The sequence below is a fragment of the Sphingopyxis sp. JAI108 genome (genome assembly GCF_013410105.1).
Taxonomy (GTDB): Bacteria; Pseudomonadota; Alphaproteobacteria; order Sphingomonadales; family Sphingomonadaceae; genus Sphingopyxis; species Sphingopyxis chilensis.
Genome location: NZ_JACCCJ010000001.1, coordinates 452,425 through 470,534 on the forward strand (window position 1 = coordinate 452,425; position 18,110 = coordinate 470,534).

Annotated in this window: 13 protein-coding genes; 9 read left to right on the top strand and 4 right to left on the bottom strand. The window is 67.8% G+C overall.

Annotation, left to right across the window (positions count from 1 at the left end; all coding sequences use genetic code 11):
• Window positions 1–25: 25 nt before the first annotated feature.
• On the top strand, window positions 26–829 hold the full coding sequence (locus tag HDC29_RS02150) for an SDR family oxidoreductase (protein WP_179493925.1): 804 nt from the start codon (window positions 26–28) through the stop codon (window positions 827–829).
• A gap of 123 nt (window positions 830–952) precedes the next feature.
• Here HDC29_RS02150 and HDC29_RS02155 read toward each other — a convergent pair whose 3' ends face one another.
• The 3 genes from HDC29_RS02155 to HDC29_RS02165 all read right to left on the bottom strand — a co-directional run bounded on the left by HDC29_RS02155 (window position 953) and on the right by HDC29_RS02165 (window position 3,872).
• On the bottom strand, window positions 953–1,726 hold the full coding sequence (locus HDC29_RS02155; RefSeq protein ID WP_179493927.1) for an SDR family NAD(P)-dependent oxidoreductase: 774 nt from the start codon (window positions 1,724–1,726) through the stop codon (window positions 953–955).
• Complete coding sequence (locus tag HDC29_RS02160; protein WP_179493930.1) at window positions 1,723–3,204, bottom strand: AMP nucleosidase; 1,482 nt, start codon at window positions 3,202–3,204, stop codon at window positions 1,723–1,725. The genes HDC29_RS02155 and HDC29_RS02160 overlap by 4 nt, the downstream gene beginning before the upstream one ends.
• A gap of 185 nt (window positions 3,205–3,389) precedes the next feature.
• On the bottom strand, window positions 3,390–3,872 hold the full coding sequence (locus HDC29_RS02165; RefSeq protein WP_179493932.1) for a peroxiredoxin: 483 nt from the start codon (window positions 3,870–3,872) through the stop codon (window positions 3,390–3,392).
• Between the two features lie 134 nt (window positions 3,873–4,006).
• Between HDC29_RS02165 and HDC29_RS02170 the strand changes: the two genes are divergently transcribed.
• Window positions 4,007–4,570, top strand: a complete 564-nt coding sequence (locus tag HDC29_RS02170) for a YqgE/AlgH family protein (protein WP_179493934.1) — start codon at window positions 4,007–4,009, stop codon at window positions 4,568–4,570.
• On the opposite strand, the gene HDC29_RS02175 is transcribed toward HDC29_RS02170, so the two are convergent.
• Window positions 4,567–4,965, bottom strand: a complete 399-nt coding sequence (locus HDC29_RS02175) for a hypothetical protein (RefSeq protein ID WP_179493936.1) — start codon at window positions 4,963–4,965, stop codon at window positions 4,567–4,569. The two genes, HDC29_RS02170 and HDC29_RS02175, sit on opposite strands and share 4 nt — an antisense overlap.
• 393 nt (window positions 4,966–5,358) lie before the next feature.
• On the opposite strand from HDC29_RS02175, the gene ahcY reads away from it, so the two are divergent.
• From ahcY to addA, 7 genes are all read left to right on the top strand, one after another.
• Complete coding sequence (gene ahcY / locus HDC29_RS02180) at window positions 5,359–6,774, top strand: adenosylhomocysteinase (RefSeq protein ID WP_179493938.1); 1,416 nt, start codon at window positions 5,359–5,361, stop codon at window positions 6,772–6,774.
• Window positions 6,775–6,978: 204 nt separating this feature from the next.
• A complete protein-coding gene (locus HDC29_RS02185; protein WP_179493940.1) occupies window positions 6,979–9,342 on the top strand; it encodes a PAS domain-containing sensor histidine kinase in 2,364 nt (787 codons plus the stop codon).
• Entirely contained in the window at window positions 9,339–9,791 is a 453-nt protein-coding gene (tsaE, locus tag HDC29_RS02190) for a tRNA (adenosine(37)-N6)-threonylcarbamoyltransferase complex ATPase subunit type 1 TsaE (protein WP_179493942.1), read from the top strand. Before HDC29_RS02185 ends, tsaE begins: the two co-directional genes overlap by 4 nt.
• Window positions 9,788–10,771 carry an aminoglycoside phosphotransferase family protein gene (locus HDC29_RS02195; protein ID WP_179493944.1) on the top strand — a complete coding sequence of 328 codons (984 nt, stop codon included), beginning with the start codon at window positions 9,788–9,790 and terminating at the stop codon, window positions 10,769–10,771. Before tsaE ends, HDC29_RS02195 begins: the two co-directional genes overlap by 4 nt.
• Entirely contained in the window at window positions 10,750–11,487 is a 738-nt protein-coding gene (locus HDC29_RS02200) for a nucleotidyltransferase family protein (RefSeq protein WP_179493946.1), read from the top strand. The genes HDC29_RS02195 and HDC29_RS02200 overlap by 22 nt, the downstream gene beginning before the upstream one ends.
• Window positions 11,488–11,541: 54 nt before the next feature.
• A complete protein-coding gene (gene addB, locus HDC29_RS02205) occupies window positions 11,542–14,562 on the top strand; it encodes a double-strand break repair protein AddB (RefSeq protein ID WP_179493948.1) in 3,021 nt (1,006 codons plus the stop codon).
• Window positions 14,559–18,098, top strand: coding sequence for a double-strand break repair helicase AddA (gene addA, locus HDC29_RS02210; protein ID WP_179493950.1), 3,540 nt, complete (start codon window positions 14,559–14,561; stop codon window positions 18,096–18,098). Before addB ends, addA begins: the two co-directional genes overlap by 4 nt.
• Window positions 18,099–18,110 lie beyond the last annotated feature (12 nt).

Here is an 18,110-nt window from a genome sequence, read left to right on the forward strand (position 1 = left end):
GGGCCGCCTGCAAGGAGCATGTAAGATGACTATCCCCACTGGAACGGCCCTCATCACGGGCGCTTCGACCGGCCTTGGCGCCGTCTATGCCGACCGCCTCGCCAAGCGCGGCCACGACCTGATCCTCGTCGCACGCAACGGTGCGCAGATGGAGGAACTCGCCGCGAAGCTGCGCGCCGATGCCGGCGTGACGGTCGATGTGATCGCCGCCGATCTGACCAACAGCGACGACGTTAGCCGCATCGAACAGCGGTTGGCGGACGACGCGAGCATCACATTGTTCGTCAATAATGCCGGCATGTCGCTGAACGGCGGCACGCTGGAGAATAGCGCCGCCGACATCGAGCGCATCATCGCGCTCAACATCACCGCCGCGGCGCGGCTCGCGATCGCCGCGGGCAAGGCGTTCGGCGCGCGCGGCAAGGGCGCGATCGTCAATATCGCCTCGGTTCTCGCGCTTGCTCCCGAGATGTACGAGGGCGTGTACAGCGGATCGAAGGCATTCCTGCTGAACCTCAGCCTCGCGATCGCTAACAGCGTCCGCGAACAGGGCGTTGTCGTACAGGCGGTGCTGCCCGGCGCGACGCGTACCGAAATCTGGGAACGTTCGGGCAAGGACATCGACGCCTTCCCCGCCGAGATGGTGATGGACGCTAGCGATCTGGTCGATGCGGCCCTGCTCGGGCTCGATCGCGGCGAGGAGGTGACGATCCCACCGCTCGCCGACGAAAGCCAGTGGAGGGATTATCAGGCGGCGCGGCTCGCGATGGGACCGGGGTTGTCGCGGCGCGATGTGGCCGGTCGTTATCGGGCCAGCGAAGCCGTTTGACCGTCATGTGCCCCGGCGAAAGGCGGGGGCCAGAAAGCTTACGCTAACCTGGCATATTTCCGCACTGGGCCCCGGCTTTCGCCGGGGTGCACGACCGGCAGCTCACCACCTCAAGCCCGCCATTCACGCATTCCGCGCCATCAGCCCGCCATCGACCGGGATCACGGCTCCGGTGATATAGCTCGCCGCCGGCAACACGAGACTCAGCGTCACATGCGCGACTTCCTCGGGCTCGCCATAGCGACGGAGTGCGGTGCGGCGCCGCGCGAAGACGGCTTTGTCTTCATCGGGCACCTTGTCGGTCATGCCGGTGCGGATCGGGCCGGGGCAGATGCAGTTGACCGTGATCCCCGCTTTGCCGAGATCGACCGCGAGGCCGCGCGTCAGTCCGACCACGCCCGACTTGGCGGCGACATAAGGCGTATCGCCCGGCGTCGCCCCAAGGCCTTCGGTCGAGGCGATGTTGACGATGCGCGCGGCGTCGCTCTGGCGAAGCCAGGGCAGCGCGGCGCGGACCATGCGCTGATGCGCGGTCAGCATCACGGCGATCGCGCGGTGCCAGATCGCTTCATATTCGTCCTCGGCATCGAGCGGGCAAAAGCTCGAGACTCCGGCATTGTTGATCAGGATGTCGATGCCGCCGAAGCTTGCCGCGATATCGGCGACGACGCGCTTGATCGCGTCGCCGTCGGTGACGTCGAGCGCGAAGGCCTGGGCGCCCGCGCCGGCTTCGGCCACAACCGCTTCGCAGGCGGCGAGGTCGAGATCGGTGACCGCGACCTTCGCGCCTTCGCTCGCAAGGAGCAGCGCGGTCGCGCGGCCCATGCCGCTCGCTGCGCCGGTGACGATCGCGACGCGGCCGGCGACCGAGCGCGAGCGATCGGGCGCGCGTGTCACCTGAACGGCGGTTCGTTGAACGCGCGCAATTTGCGGCTGTGGAGCTTGGCGCCTTCGTCGCGCATCGTCTCGCACGCGCGAATGCCGATCTGGAGATGCGCGGCGATCGCTTCTTCATAGAAGCGGTTCGCCTGTCCGGGCAGCTTGAGTTCGCCGTGGAGCGGCTTGTCGCTGACGCAGAGCAGGGTGCCATAGGGGACGCGGAAGCGATAACCCTGCGCGGCGATCGTCGCCGATTCCATATCGATGCCGATCGCGCGCGATTGCGAGAAGCGCAGCGCGCTGTCGGTGTAGCGCAGTTCCCAATTTCGGTCGTCGGTGGTGACGACGGTGCCGGTACGCATGCGCTTCTTGAGGTCGGCGCCGCTGGTGCCCGAAACCGATTCGGCGGCGGTCGCCAGCGCGACCTGCACTTCGGCGATCGGCGGGATCGGAATTTCAACCGGCAGGACCGCGTCGAGGATATGGTCGTCGCGGAGATATGCGTGCGCGAGCACATAGTCGCCGATGCGCTGGCTCGGGCGCAACCCGCCGCAGTGGCCGATCATCAGCCAGGCCTCGGGCCGCAGCACCGCCAGATGGTCGCAGATCGTCTTGGCGTTCGACGGGCCGACGCCGATGTTGACGAGCGTGATGCCGCCGCCGCCCTCCGCGATCAAATGATAGGCGGGCATCTGGTGCCGCCGCCACGCGCTGTCGGCGACAAGCGCGCTGGCGTTGACGCCCGGCTGGTCGACATAAAGGCCCGCCGCGCCCGCGAGCGCGGTGTAGCGGCCCTGCCCAACCTGCGATCCCGCCCAAGCGACGAATTCGTCGACATAACGGTGATAGTTGGTGAACAGGATATAGCGCTGAAAATGCTCGGGCGCGGTGCCGGTGTAGTGGCGGAGGCGCGCGAGGCTGAAATCGGTGCGGAGCGCATCGAACAGCGCGAGCGGCTGCGACGCCGTGGGGTCGGCGCCGAACAGGCCGTCGGCGAGTTCGTCGCCGATGTCGGCGAGCTCGGTGGTCGGGAAATGGCGCGCGAGTTCGAGCGGGGTGACCCCGCCCATGTCCGAGCCGTCGCTGGCGTCGAGCACATAGGGGAAGGGGATCTGCTGTCCCGTGCGCGTCACCTCGAGCGTGATGTCGTAGTGGCGCGCGAGGAGCATGAGCTGGTCGCGCAGATAGTCGGCGAAAAGGTCGGGGCGCGTGACCGTGGTTTCGAAGACGCCCGCGCGTTCGAAGCGGCCGAAGGAGAGATTATGGCCCTTCTGCCCTTCGCGCTGTTCGCCGGTGGTAGTCAGGCGGATCGCCGGATAGTCGAACAGGCCCTTCGCCGCGGCGTTGGCCGGCGGCAGCGTGCGGTCGCGGACATAGGCGGCGATGGCGGATTTGAGATTGGAAACCGAGGTGCGGAACTTGTCCTGAAGCTCGGCGATGATCCCTTCGACGAGGGCGGTGGGATCGGTGGTTTCTTGCGATGAGCTGGATGTCATCGCGTCGCTGTTGCACGAAATTGTGACAAAAGGGAAGGGGGTGGACGCCGTCGCGGCCTCTCCCGCTCGTCATCCCGGACTTGATCCGGGATCTATCGATCGAGGCTGGCTGAACGGGCCCCGGACCAAGTCGCGGGGACGAAGAGTGGAGGGGCAGCGCGCCATCGCGCCACCCCTCCCGATCTTCAGAGCTGCTCCAGCATATGGTCGGCGCTCGACACCTTGAATTCGCCGGGGGCTTCGACGTTGAGCTGTTCGACGACGCCGTCGTTGACGATCATCGAGAAGCGCTGACCGCGCTGGCCCATGCCGAACGCCTTGCCGTCCATGGTCAGGCCCACGGCTTCGGCGAAATCGCCATTACCGTCGGCGAGCATCGTGACGCTGTTGCCGGCATCGGCGCTCTTGCTCCACGCGCCCATGACAAAGGCGTCGTTGACCGCTGTGCAGACGATTTCGTCGACGCCTTTCGCTTTCAATTCATCGGCCTTGTCGACGAAGCCGGGCAGGTGCTTGGCCGAGCAGGTGGGCGTGAAAGCGCCGGGCACCGAGAAGAGCGCGACCTTGCGGCCCTTGAAATAATCGGCGGTGTTGACCTGTTCGGGGCCGTTTTCGGTGACCTTTACGAAGGTCGCGTCGGGGAGCTTGTCTCCGGTCTGGATCGTCATGGTCGGCATCCTTTCGCTTTGACGGGGAGTTTTGGTGGCGGTGACATCGGGTGCGCCCGTCACCAAGTCAAGCGCGGCCGGCGATTTGATCGAAAAGCTGGACCGCATCGCCGCAAGGGAGCATGGTAACGCCCATGGACACAGACCCCACCTGGTTCACCGGCCAGCTGTTGCTGGCGCTGCCGGGGATCGGCGATCCCCGTTTCGAGCATTCGGTGATCGCGATGATCAGCCATGACGAGGACGGCGCGATGGGGATCGGCGTCGGCGAGCCGATCAACGGCATGACCGTCGGCGCGGTGCTCGACCAGCTCGAGATCGACCATGAAGAGCCGCTCGACCAGCCGGTCTTCCTCGGCGGGCCCGTCGAACCGTCGCGCGGCTTCGTCCTTCACAGCCGCGACTGGGGCGGGCAGGAGGCGGTGCAGGTCGGCGATCGCTGGATGGTATCGAGTTCGCACGACATATTGCGTGCGATCGGTGAAGGGCGTGGCCCGTCGCGCTGGCTGGTGGCGCTCGGCTATGCGGGATGGTCGCCGGGGCAGCTCGAGGGCGAGCTGGTGCGCCATGGTTGGCACGTCACCCCCGGCAGCGACGGCCTGTTGTTCGAAACGCCGCCCGCCGAACGATGGCAGGCGGCGTTTGCCGAAGCGGGAGTGGACGCCCGCCTGTTGACGACCGAAGGCGGGGAAGCCTAGCGCGCGAGCGCGAGAAGCGGCTTGCCCTGATTGAGGTTTGCGAGCGCGGTGCGCGCGGCCCAGCGCGAGTCCATATAGCGACCGCTGGCGAGCTCGAGATCGTAGCGGATCGGGCTGGCGATCGCGGCATCGTAGGCCGCCGCGGCGTCGGTGGTGCGGCCCAGACGAGCATAAGCGGTGCCGAGATTGATCAGTCGCGACGGGTCGCGGGCGTCGAGCGTCGTTTCGCCGGTCAGCTTGTCGACCGCGGCCTCATTCTCGCCGGCCTTGAGCTCGGCGAAGGCAACCGGCAGTACATCCGAATCGGCCTGGGGCGCGGTGACGACGACGATCGATTGCGCCGCAGCGGGGCTCGCGAAGGCGAGGGCAACGAGCGGCAGCAGAAATTTTTTCATCCTTGTATCTCCCCGAAAACTTGAAGTGATTTTCTCGCGCATCCGGAAAATTGTCAATATTTTCGGGACTTTGTAACACTGGTGTCACAAAGTCGAATTATGCTTGTCGTAAGCCGCATTATAAGTCCGGTTTTTCAGAATCTTGGCTTTTGCGACTCCGTGTCACAATTGGGTCCGCCCGATTGTCACAATTGACGCACGCAAAATTTATTTTTGCGGCCGGTGCGTTTTTGCGCCGCCGATTCGCATGTTCGCGCAAGCCGATGAGGCGTGCTGCGGATGTGATATAAAGAAAAGTTTATATTTGATCGGGCGCGCCGTTTCGGCTAGGGCGCGCAAGAAAATTTCGTGGCCGCTCGCCTGCGGTCGATATGCCAATATGGAGAATTCGCCGTGGCCACTCTCGCCGCCGACACCCGCGATTATGTCGTTGCCGACATCGGTCTCGCCGATTTCGGGCGCAAGGAAATCAACATCGCCGAGACCGAAATGCCGGGCCTGATGGCGCTGCGCGCCGAATATGGTGCCGCGCAGCCGCTGAAGGGCGCGCGCATCACCGGCTCGCTGCACATGACGATCCAGACCGCGGTGCTGATCGAGACGCTGACCGCGCTTGGCGCCGAAGTGCGCTGGGCGACGTGCAACATCTTCTCGACGCAGGACCATGCCGCCGCCGCGATCGCCGCGACGGGCGTGCCGGTGTTCGCGGTGAAGGGCGAGAGCCTGGCCGATTATTGGGACTATGTCGGCCGCATTTTCGACTGGGGTGTGGAAGATGGCACGACGTGCAACCTGATCCTCGACGATGGCGGCGACGCGACGATGTTCGCGCTGTGGGGCGCGAAGCTCGAAGCCGGCGAGACGATGCCCGCGCCGGAGAATGAGGAAGAGATCGAGATGCAGCGCGCGCTGAAGGCGTTCGTTGAGGCCAACCCCGGCTACCTGACCAAGACGGTCAAGGCGATCAAGGGCGTGTCGGAAGAAACGACGACCGGCGTCCACCGCCTGTACCACATCGCGAAGAAGGGCGAGCTGCCCTTCCCCGCGATCAACGTCAACGACAGCGTCACCAAGTCGAAGTTCGACAATCTTTATGGCTGCAAGGAATCGCTGGTCGACGCGATCCGTCGCGGCACCGACGTGATGCTCGCGGGCAAGGTCGCGACCGTCGCCGGCTTCGGCGATGTCGGCAAGGGCTCGGCGCAGTCGCTCCGCAACGGCGGCGCGCGCGTTCTCGTCACCGAAATCGACCCGATCTGTGCATTGCAGGCAGCGATGGAGGGCTTCGAGGTCGTTACGATGGACGAGGCCGTCAAGCGTTCGGACATCTTCGTCACCGCGACCGGCAACGCCGACGTCATCACCGCCGAACATATGGCGGCGATGAAGAATATGGCGATCGTCTGCAACATCGGCCACTTCGACAGCGAGATCCAGATCGCGGCACTCGCCAATTACAAGTGGACCGAAGTCAAGCCGCAGGTCGACCTGGTCGAATTCCCCGACGGCAAGCAGATCATCATCCTGTCGAAGGGCCGCCTGGTAAACCTCGGCAACGCCACGGGCCACCCGTCGTTCGTGATGTCGGCGAGCTTCACCAACCAGACGCTGGCGCAGATCGAGCTGTGGACGCGCAGCGAGCAGTATCAGAACGACGTTTACGTCCTGCCCAAGCATCTCGACGAAAAGGTCGCGGCGCTGCACCTCGAAAAGCTCGGCGTGAAGCTGAGCCAGCTCAGCCAGAAGCAGGCGGATTATATCGGCGTGCCGGTCGAGGGACCGTTCAAGCCCGACCATTATCGCTATTGATCCCATTCCGACATCCCGGCCTTTGCCGGGATGTCGATGGTGGACGGGGACTTCGGTCTTCGAACGAAAACTGTGGACGGCGCGCCCATCGGATGATGCGGCGCGCCGATCCGCGCTGACATGCGATTGAAACATGACTCCATCGCCTTTAGGGCAGGCGATCATGCGCGCGGGACATCCGGACAAACGAGGACTTGAGGCGGGATGAGCGGCACGCTTTCCCCGACCTTGCTGTTCGCGCTCGGCCTGTTCGCGGCGCTGTGGTTGCTCGCCGGATTGTGGGCGACGCTGCGCGGCATCGCGATGCAGCGGCGATCGGCGTTCGTCGCCGGGCAGGCCGAACGACTCGCGAGCCTCGTCGACGCGTCGCCGCAGCTTCCCGTGATCGTCCGCGCCGACTGGCGGATCGAGGCGAGCGAGCGGCTCGGCCGCTGGCTGGGCCTCGAACGCGGGCCACGCAATTTCGACGAATTGCGCGGGCTCGGCAGCGGGCTCGACGCGCAGGCGCACGACGCGCTGCGCCAGGCGATCATCGGCGCGCAGCGCGGCGCGAAACCCTTTGTGTTGAGCCTGAAGCCCGACGGCAGCCAGCGCACGATCATCGTCCATGGCGCCGCCGCGCCGCAGGCGGTCGGCGGGGCGGGCAGCGTGCTGCTGTGGCTGAGCGACGCGACCGACGGGCAGCAGGCGCTCGCCCACGCGCGGCAAGAGCGCGACGAGGCGATGGCGGCGTTCGAGGCGCTGTCGGGGCTGATCGAGGCCGCGCCCTTCCCGATGTGGTTCCGCGACACCGACCTGTCGCTTGCACTCGTCAACGGCGCTTATGTGCGCGCGGTCGAGGCCAAGGGCGCCGCGGCAGTGATCGACGGCGGCATCGAGCTGTGCGAAACCGTCGCGGGGGTGAGCGCCGCCGACGCCGCCGACGCCGCGCGCGCCGCCGGGTCCGCGCAGATGCGGACGATCCCGGTGACGATCGAGGGCGAGCGGCGGATCATGCGCGTCGTCGACGTGCCGCTGGCGCCCGAGGGTGGGCGGGTGATCGGCGTTGCGGGCTATGCGATCGACATCCAGGAACTCGAAACCGAGCGCGGCGCGCACCGCCGCTTCGTCGATACACAGCGCGAGCTGCTCGACCGGTTGTCGGCCGCGGTCGCGCAATTCGGACCCGACCAGGGCCTCAATTTTGCCAACCTGCCGTTCCGCCGCCTGTTCGGGATCGAGGCCGACGACGTCGCCGAGGCGCTGCCCTTCGCGCGCCTGCTCGACGCCTGGCGCGAACTGGGGCGGACGCCCGAGGTGCGCAACTATCCCGAATGGCGGCAGGCGCATGTCGACTGGTTCGCGCAGCCCGAGGCGAGCGAGGAGGACTGGCTGCTGCGCGACGGCACGCATCTTCACGTCGTTGCCCAGCCGACCCCCGACGGCGGGCTGCTGCTGATCGCCGAGGACAAGACCGAGCAGGTGCAGCTGGCGGGTGCGCGCGACACGTTGCTGCGCGTGCGCACCGCGACCTTCGACAATCTGTTCGAGGCGGTCGCGGTCTTCGCGCCCGACGGGCGGCTGCATTTGTGGAACCAGCGTTTCCGCCGCCTATGGGGAATCGACGAGCCGACGCTCGCGGCACATCCGCGCGTCGACGCGCTGATGAGCGGGCTTGCCGACCGGCTCGCGAAACCGAACCAGATCAGCATCGTGCAGGAGGTTATCCGCGCGGCAACATTGGAGCGGCAACAGCGCGTCGGCGAGGTCCGCTTCGCCGACGGGCGTCATTTCGACTTCGCGTCGATCCCCTTGCCCGACGGCAATGCGCTGCTCATCATGCTCGACATCACCGCGAGCCGGAAGATGGAAGGCGCGCTGCGCGAACGCAACGAAGCGCTCGAGGCGGCCGACAAGGCCAAGACCGCCTTCCTGTCGCGCATGAGCTATGAACTGCGCACGCCGCTCACCTCGATCGGCGGCTTCGGTGAGATGCTCCAGGCGGGCTATGCCGGCAAGCTCGGCGACCAGCAGCGTGCCTATATCGATGCGATCATGGATTCGGTCGGTGTGCTCGGCCGCCAGATCGACAATGTGCTCGACCTCGCGCAGGGCGAGGCGGGGACGCTCGCGATCGAGCGCGCGCCGGTCGATATCCGCGTGCTGCTTGAGGACGCGCTCGCCGACGCGAAGGGCTTTGCCGATAGCGAGAAGGTCGAGCTGGTCGGCAATATCTCGGCGGACCTTGGCACGATCGAAGGCGACGCGCCGCGGCTGTCGCGGCTCGTCGCGGGGCTGCTCGACAATGCGGTGCGCTTTACCGCGCCGTCGCGCAAATCGGGCGCGCGCGTGCTGCTCCACGCCGACGGCGACGCGCGCGGCGTCGACATCATCGTGTCCGACAATGGTCCGGGGATGCCCGAAGCCGCGGCGGCGGTCGCCAAGGGGCAGCGCGCGGGCACCGCGACTGGCGGCATCGGCCTGGCGCTTGCGCGCCAGCTCGTCGCGGCGCACGGCGGGACGATGGAAGTGGTGAGCGAAGAGGGGCAGGGCACGCTCGTGCGGATCAGCCTGCCGCGCGGCGCATGACAGGGTTTTCCTTGCGCTACGACCTCGACGAAGCCGAGCGCATCGGCGCCACGATCGGGGCGGCGCTGACGGCGGGCGACGTCGTGCTGCTGTCGGGGGACCTTGGCGCGGGCAAGACGACGCTGGCGCGCGCGATGCTGAAGGCGCGCGGGCTGGCGGGCGAGGCGCCGAGCCCGACCTTTGCGATCGTCCAGCCCTATGCACCGCCCGAAGTGGACTTGCCCATCGCGCATGTCGACCTGTACCGGATCGAGGGCGCGGACGAGCTGATCGAACTGGGGCTCGACGACTATCTCTACGACGGGGCGTTGCTGATCGAATGGCCCGAGCGGCTGGGGAGCGAAAGCTGGCCGGGGGCGCTGAACCTCCGGATTTCGGGCGAGGGCGACGCGCGCGTCTTGACAGCCGATGTGCCGGCGGCTTGGGGAGCAAGATGGCCGCTCCGATGATTCCGCCCGCTCATGCGCCCGCCTTTCTCGCCGCGCATGGCTGGGGCGATGCCCAGATATTGCCGCTCGCGGGGGACGCCTCCTTCCGCCGCTATTTCCGGGTCGTCGATCAGGGCCGGCAGGCGGTGCTGATGGACGCGCCGCCGCCGCACGAAGACCCGCGCCCCTTCATCGCGGTTGCGGAATTCCTCTGCGAACAGGGGCTCAACGCGCCGACGATCCTCGCGCGCGATCTGGAGCGGGGCCTGCTGCTGATCGAGGATTTCGGCGACGTGCGTCTGCGCGAAACGGTCGACGAACAGCTCAACAAGGAGGCCGGATATTATGCGGGGGTGACCGACCTGCTCGTCCACCTTCACGCGCGGCCGCCGATGGAGGGGTTGCCCGTACACGGGATCGAGCAGTGGCTCGACGAGGTCATGCTGTTCACCGACTGGTATTGCCCGGCGTTCGATATTCCGGCCGACCGCGATGCGTTTCGCGCGGCGTGGGCCGAGGTGCTGACGCCGGTCGAGCAGGACGGCCTGCCGCGCGTCACCGTGCTGCGCGATTTTCATGCCGAGAATATCATGCTGGTCGAGGGACAGCAGGGGATCGCGCATTACGGCTTGCTCGATTTCCAGGACGCGCTCGTCGGCCACCCGGCCTATGATCTCGCTTCGGTGCTCGAAGATGCGCGGCGCGATGTAAGCCCGCCGGTCGAGGCGGCGATGCTCGCGCGCTACCAGGCGGTGACGGGGCGCGACATCGAGCGCGCCTATTGGGCGCTCGCCGCGCAGCGCAACACGCGCATCCTGGGCGTTTTCGTCCGGCTGTGGAAACGCGACGACAAGCCGCATTACAAGAGTTTCCAGCCGCGCATGTGGGGGTTGCTCGAACGCGATCTCGCGCATCCGGCGCTTGTCCCGGTTCGGCAATGGTTCGACGCCAATGTTCCCGCTTCGAAACGCGCGGCGATATGGAAGGCGATGGCGACGTGACGGTGAAGATCGAAAGCGCGATGGTGATGGCCGCGGGGCTCGGCAAGCGGATGCGCCCGCTGACCGCGACGCGCCCCAAGCCGCTCGTCCGCGTCGCGGGCAAGGCGCTGATCGACCATAGCCTCGACCGGATCGAGGCGGCGGGCGTCGAGCATGTCGTCGTCAACGTCCATTATCTCGCCGACGCGCTCGAAGCGCATCTGGCGGCGCAGAAGCGCAGCTTCAGCATCGCCATTTCGGACGAGCGCGACCTGCTTCTCGAAACCGGTGGCGGCATGGTCAAGGCGCTGCCGCAGCTTACCGGCGACCCGATCCTGATCGTCAACAGCGACAATATCTGGACCGACGGGCCGCAGGACAGCATCCGTCACCTCGCGCGCCACTGGGACGGCGAGCGGATGGACGCGTTGCTGCTCGTGATCCGGCAGGCGAGTGCGACGGGGCATGGCGGACGCGGTGATTTCCATATGGACGGCGACGGCAAGCTGTCGCGCCGCAAACCGGGGCGGATCGCGCCCTTTGTCTACACCGGCATCCAGCTCATCTCGCCGCGCCTGCTCGCCGACGCGCCCGATGGGGCGTTTTCGACGAATATATTATGGGACCGCGCAATCGCGGCGGGGCGACTTTATGGGTTGTCGCATATGGGGCAGTGGTTCGACGTCGGCAGCCCGGCGAGCATCGCGCCGACCGAAGCGGCGTTGAGTGAGGTTTGACCGCCTTATTTCGTCATTGCTTCGCTGCGCTCGCAATGACGCAGTTTGAATCCGATGGCTGACGCCAAACCCACCGTCTTTTCCATCCCCGTCCAGCGGGCCTTTGCCGATGCGCTCGCGGCGGGGCTGATCGACCGCTATGCCGACGGCGCGCTGGGGCTTGCGCAAGGCTTGATCGTGCTGCCGAGCAACCGTGCGCGGAGTGCGGTACAGGCGGCGTTTGTGCGCGCGGGCGGCACGGGGCTGTTGATGCCGCGGCTCGTCGTGATCGGCGACGCCGACCTCGACGAAAGCGTCGCGCTCGCGCTCGACCCGATCGACGAGAGCGATGCGATTCCGCCCGCGATCGATGCGCTGAGGCGCCGGCTGATGCTGGCGGCGCTGATCGAGAGATATAATCCCGCGGGCGAGGAGCCGATCACCGGCGCCGCGGCGTTCCAGCTCGCTGAGGGGCTGGGGCGGGTGATCGACCAGCTGCATTATGAGGAGGTCGCTCCCGCGCGGCTCGCCGATATCGAAAACGCGCTCGGCGATCTCGCGGGGCATTGGCAGGCGTCGTGGCGGCGGCTGTCGCTGCTCGTCGACCAATGGCCGGCGATGCTCGCGGCGACGGGGCATATCGACCGCGCCGACCGCCGCAACCGGCTGCTCGATCGGGTGAGCAAAGGGTGGCGGGTGGCGCCGCCCGCGCGTTTCGTCGTCGCGGCGGGTGTGACCACCGCCGCGCCCGCGATCGCGCGGCTGCTGCGCACCGTCGCCGACCTGACGGGCGGCATGGTGGTGCTGCCGGGGCTTGACCTTGGCATGGCTGGCGAAGAGTGGGAGGCATTGGGGCCGGTGAAAGCCGACCCCGATAAACCCGGAGAGCGCCCGCTCGAAACGCATCCGCAATATCATCTGAAATTGCTGCTCGGCCGCATGGGCGTGTCGCGCGACGAGGTGCAATCATGGGACGCCGCGTCGCCGTTCGACGGCCCCGACGCGCGCTCGCCCTTCACCTCGCTGCTCTTCGCGCCCTCCGCCTTCACGGCGCGCTGGCAGCAAGCCGGCGACCTGAGCCCCGGCATCGCCGGGGTCAGAGCGGCGGTGTTCGCCGACGACGGGCAGGAGGCGCAGGGGATCGCGCTGATGATGCGCCATGCGCTCGAAACGCCGACGCGCACCGCGGGGCTGGTCACCCCCGACCGCGCGCTCGCGACCCGCGTCGCGGCGGCGCTTGCGCGCTGGGACATTTCGGTCGACGACAGCGCGGGGCAGCCGCTGGGCCAGGCGCCGCCGGGTGCGCTGCTGCTCGCGCTGACGGAATTCGCGGCGGCGTTCGATCCGGTGCGATTGATCGCGCTTCTCGGGCATCCGCTGGTGCGCGCGGGCGAAGCGCGGCTCGGTTGGCTCGACCAGGTGCGGCGGCTCGACCTCGTGCTGCGCGGGCCCGGTCTGGTTCCGGGCTGGGGCGGCGTGACGGCGCGGATTGCCGAGCGTGCCGCCGATCCCAAAGCGCGCGGCTATGCTGAGGCGCAAGCCATCGCCGATTGGTGGGCGGATGTTGCGACGGGACTCAGCGCGGCGCTCGCGCCCTTCACAGCCGGCGTTCCCGCACCGCCCACGGTGCTGCTCGATGCGTTGCAGGCGGCGCTTGGCTGGTTGACCGGTGACGCCGTGTGGACCGGCCATGCCGGGCGCGCGCTGTCCGAATTGTTCGACCGCTGGACGCTGGCGAGGGGCGCCGGCCCGGCGCTCGTCGCGCCTGCCGACTTCCCCGCGATGCTCGCCGACCTGCTGTCGGGCGAGAGTGTCCGGCCACCCTATGGCGGCCACCCCCGCCTGTTCATCTGGGGCCTGCTCGAAGCGCGGTTGCAGCGCGCCGATGTGATGATCCTCGGCGGGCTCGACGAAGGGCGCTGGCCGCAGCAGCAAAGCCCCGATCCATGGCTCGCGCCCGGCATCCGCCGGATGCTCGGGCTGGCGGCGCCCGAGCGCCAGCAGGGCGCGGCGGCGCATGATTTCGCGGGCGCCTTCGCGGCGCGCGAAGTGGTGGTGACGCGCGCAATGCGCAGCGGCGGCGACCCCGCGGTGGCGTCGCGCTTCTGGCTGCGGCTCGCCGCGCTCGCGGGGGAATTGCCCGAGGCACGGCTGGACGGCACGAGCGTCACCGCGCTCGCAGCCGCGCTCGACGTGCCGCCGGGCGCAAGCGAACCGGCCGACAGGCCGCGCCCGGCGCCGCCGCTCGCCGCGCGGCCGACCCGGATCAGCGTCACCGGGGTCGATCAGCTCGCGCGCGATCCCTTTGCCTTTTATGCGGCCAAGATTTTGCGGCTGAGCGAACTCGATCCGTTGAGCAGCGGTCCCGATGCGAAATGGTTCGGTATCCGCGTCCATAAATTCCTGCAGGACTGGCAGACGGCGGGGCTGACCGAAGCCGCGTTCGACGCCGAGCTGGCGGCGCTGCGATCCGACCCGGCGCTCGATTCGCTTGCGCGTGCTTTTTGGTTGCCGAGGATCGAGCCGTCGCTGCGCTGGGCGGCGGAGCGCGTCTGGGCAGAGAGGGTGGAGGGGCGTGAGCCGATTGCTACCGAGGCGACCGGGGTGCACGAGATGGAGGGTATCCGCCTGACCGGAAAGGCGGACCGCATTGATAGATTGAAGGACGGCAGCCTCGCGGTCGTCGATTACAAGACCGGGGCGGCTCCGAGCGGCAGCGCAGCGTTCGACGGGCTCGATAACCAGCTTGGCCTGCTCGGCTTGCTCGCCGAAATGGGGGAGGTCGAGGGCGTTTCTGCGGGGTCGATCAATTCCCTCGAATATTGGAGCCTTAAGGCGGACCGCGCCAAGGGCACCAACGGCAGTGTTGCGCCAACGCACGGGGGGCGTCGCAAACTCAAAACAGCCGAGGATGCAGTCGCCCGCGCCTATGACGCCTTCGCCGAACTCACCGCCGCTTATTTGCTAGGTGACGGGTTTTTCGCACCCGGGGACAGCGCCAAGCGTTATGCCGATTTCGACCAGTTGATGCGTCGCGACGAATGGTTCGGGCGCGGTGACGCCGACGATCGCGCGGACGAGGAGCGGCCGATATGATCGACCCCGACAAGCTTCTGAAAATGCTCGATCCGGGACAGCGCGCGGCGGCGCGGCCGGGCGACCATGTCTGGCTGGGCGCGTCGGCGGGAACGGGCAAGACGCAGGTGCTGTCGGCCCGCGTGCTGCGCCTGATGCTGGAGGGCGTGTCGCCCGAGGCGATCCTGTGCATCACCTTTACCAAGGCGGGCGCTGCCGAAATGGCGCACCGCATTCACGAGCGGCTGGCGATGTGGGTGCGGATGGACGATGGCGACCTGCGCGCCGAGCTTCAGGCATTGGGGCTCGACCTCGACCTGATCGGCTATGATCGCGGCGTCCCGACGCTGATGCAGCGCGCGCGATCCCTGTTCGCGACGGTGATCGACAGCCCCGGGGGCGCCGTTCGCGTCCAGACGATCCACAGCTTTTGCCAGACCCTGCTCGCGAGTTTCCCGCTCGAGGCCCGGATACTGCCGGGGTTTCGCGCGCTCGAGGATGGCGAGGCGGGGGCGTTGCAGCGCGAAGTTCTGGGCAAGTTGCTGGCGCAGCCGGGCGCCGACGGCGATCTGATGCGCGGCATCGCCGCGATGCTGTCGCGGCGGCTGGGTCAGGATGCCGCTATCGCCTTCCTCGCCCGCTGCGCGAGCTGTTTCACCGCGGCGAATAGCCCGCGCCTGGCGCCCAAGGCGCACGATTTGCGGACCGAGCTTGGCCTGCCGCATGGCGATCCGGTGAAATGGCAGGCGGCGGCGCTGGCGGGCGGCGCGATCGCCGATGGTGACATTGCCGCGGTCGCCCTCAGCGGGCGCGATTGGGGGACGAAAACGGGCGAGGCGCGCGCGGCGATCATGGACGACTGGTCGCGCGCCGATGCGGGCGGCCGCGCCGCGATGCTGGCCGCTTTGCGCGGCTGCTTCCTGACCGGGACCGGCGATATGCGCGCCGATTATGTGAAGGACAAGGGCGGCATGCGCGGTTGCCTGAGCGCCGCCGAACGCATCGTTGCCGCGACGGGCGAGTTGCTGGCGACCGCCACCGCGATGCAGGTTGCCGACGATCTGGCGGCGGCTTGGGATCTGGGCAGCCGCTTCGCCGAAGCCTATGCGCTCGCCAAGCGCGAGAAAGGCTATGCCGATTTCGACGATCTGATCAGCATCGCCGGCCACCTGCTCGCCATCGGCGATTTCGGCGAGTGGGTGCGCTTCAAGCTCGACCAGCGCACCGACCATATATTGGTCGACGAGGCGCAGGACACCAATGCCCGGCAGTGGGCGATCATCCTGTCGCTGGCGGCGGAATTTTTCGCGGGGCTCGGCGCCAAGGACGATCGGGTGCGTACGATGTTTTCCGTCGGCGACCGCAAGCAGGCGATCTTCGGCTTTCAGGGCACCGAACCCGCGGCGTTCGAGGCGGCGCGGTTCCGCTTTGGCGAGCGGGCCATCGCGGGCGGCAGGCCGTTCGAGGATGTCGACCTCGACACCAATTACCGATCGAGCCCCGCGGTCCTCGACGTCGTCGATGCATGGATCGCGGCGGGTGCGCCCGAATTGATGGGGCTGGCGAGCGACGAGCCCCCGCACATTCCCGCCGACTTCAACCAGGATCGCGCGGGCCGCGTCGAATTGTGGGAGCCATTGCCGGTCGGCAAGGCGATCGATGCCGGTGCGGACGATGGCGAGAGTGACGGCGAGGGCGACGAAGGCGAAGACGGCGCAGGACCCGGCGACTCTTCGGTGGCGGCGAGCGATCCCGCCAGCCTGCGCCTGTCGCGCGCGATCGCCGACGAGGTCCAGGACTGGATCGAACATGGCAAGGACGGCCGGAGCGTCGCGCCGGGCGATATATTGATCCTTGTCCGCCGCCGCCGTGATCTTGCGGCGCGGATCGTCGCGCGCCTGCAATCGCGGCACGTGCCGGTCGCGGGGGTCGACCGCTTTTCGCTGACCCAATCGCTCGCGGTGCAGGACCTGCTCGCGGCGATGCGCTTTGCAGTCCAGCCGCTCGACGACCTTAACCTTGCGAACTTGCTAGTCTCGCCGCTGCTCGGCTGGACGCAGGACGATCTGTTCCTTTTCGCCCATCGCCGGAAGGGCCGCGCCCTGTGGGAAGAATTGCGCGCCCGCGAAGGCGAAGCCCCGCCCGAAACGATGGCAGCGCTGCGCGGATGGCTCGGCATGGCCGACTTCACTACGCCCTTTCGCTTCCTCGACGCCTTGCTGTCGGGGCCGCTCGACGGGCGCCGCAAGCTCTATCGCCGGCTGGGGCGCGAGGCACGCGATCCGATCGATGAACTGCTCGGACAGGCGCTCGCCTTCGAACGGCAGGAGGCGCCCTCGCTGCTCGGCTTCCTGGCGCACATCGCCGCCAGCACGGCCGATATCAAGCGCCAGAGCGAAGCGCGCAGCGATGTCGTGCGGGTGATGACCGTGCACGGGTCGAAGGGGCTGCAGGCGCCGATCGTCATCCTCGCCGACGCCACCGACGATCCGCGGCCACGGCGGCTGAGCTTCGACCTGTCGATGGGGGAGTGGGAGAAATTGCCGGTGTTCGCGCTCGGCAAGGAGGAACGCCACGGCGCTATCGCCAAGGCCTATGACGACAAGGACGCGGCCGAGCGGCAGGAGCATTGGCGACTGCTCTATGTCGCGATGACGCGCGCCGAGGAATTGCTGGTCGTGACGGGTATCACCAAGACCGCCGATCGCAGCCTGCCCGAGCATAATTGGCACAGCGCGGTCGAAGCGGTGATGGCCGATATGGGCGCCGACTGGCAGGATGCGGGGCCGCGCTGGGGCCGCAAGCGCGTCCACGCGGTGCAGCCGAAGAAATGGGCGCGTCTGTCGAAGGACAAGGCACGGCAGGCACCGGCACCGGTCGCGGTGCCGCACTGGGCGACGAAACCCGCCCCCGAGGAAGCGCGCCCGCCGCGCCCGCTCGCGCCGTCGGCGCTGGGCGAAGACGATGTCGCCTCGCCGCCGCAGGGGGGCGATCGCGCGGCGGCGGTCGAGCGCGGGCTGTTACTCCATGCGCTGTTCGAACGGCTGCCGCCGGTGGCGTCCGCGCGGAGGCGTATCGCGGCCGGGCATTGGCTGAAAGGGCAGGCGGCGGCGCTCGACGATGCCGCGCGCGCGGCGGCGGTCGACGAGGTGCTTGCGGTGCTCGACGATCCGGCGCACGCGGCGCTGTTCGGACCGGGGAGCCTTGCCGAAGTGCCGCTATCGGCCGTCGTCGATGGCGTCGTCGTCGCGGGGATCGTCGATAGGCTGCTCGTCACCGATGACGCGGTGACGGTGGTCGATTACAAGACCGGGCGCCATGTGCCGGCCAGCGCTGCCGACGTCGCGCCTGCCTATCTGCGGCAGATGGCCGCCTATCGCGATGCGCTGGCGGCGATATTTCCGCGGCGCCGCATCGAGGCGGCCTTGCTTTATACCGCGGCGCCGCAGCTGATCCGCCTTTCCGACGCCTTGCTCGACGCGCACAAGCCGGGCTTGCGCGCAACCAAGGCGAATTTGCCGGGTTCAGCCCTTGAGCCCGACGCGCCGACGCCTTAGCTTGAGGACAAC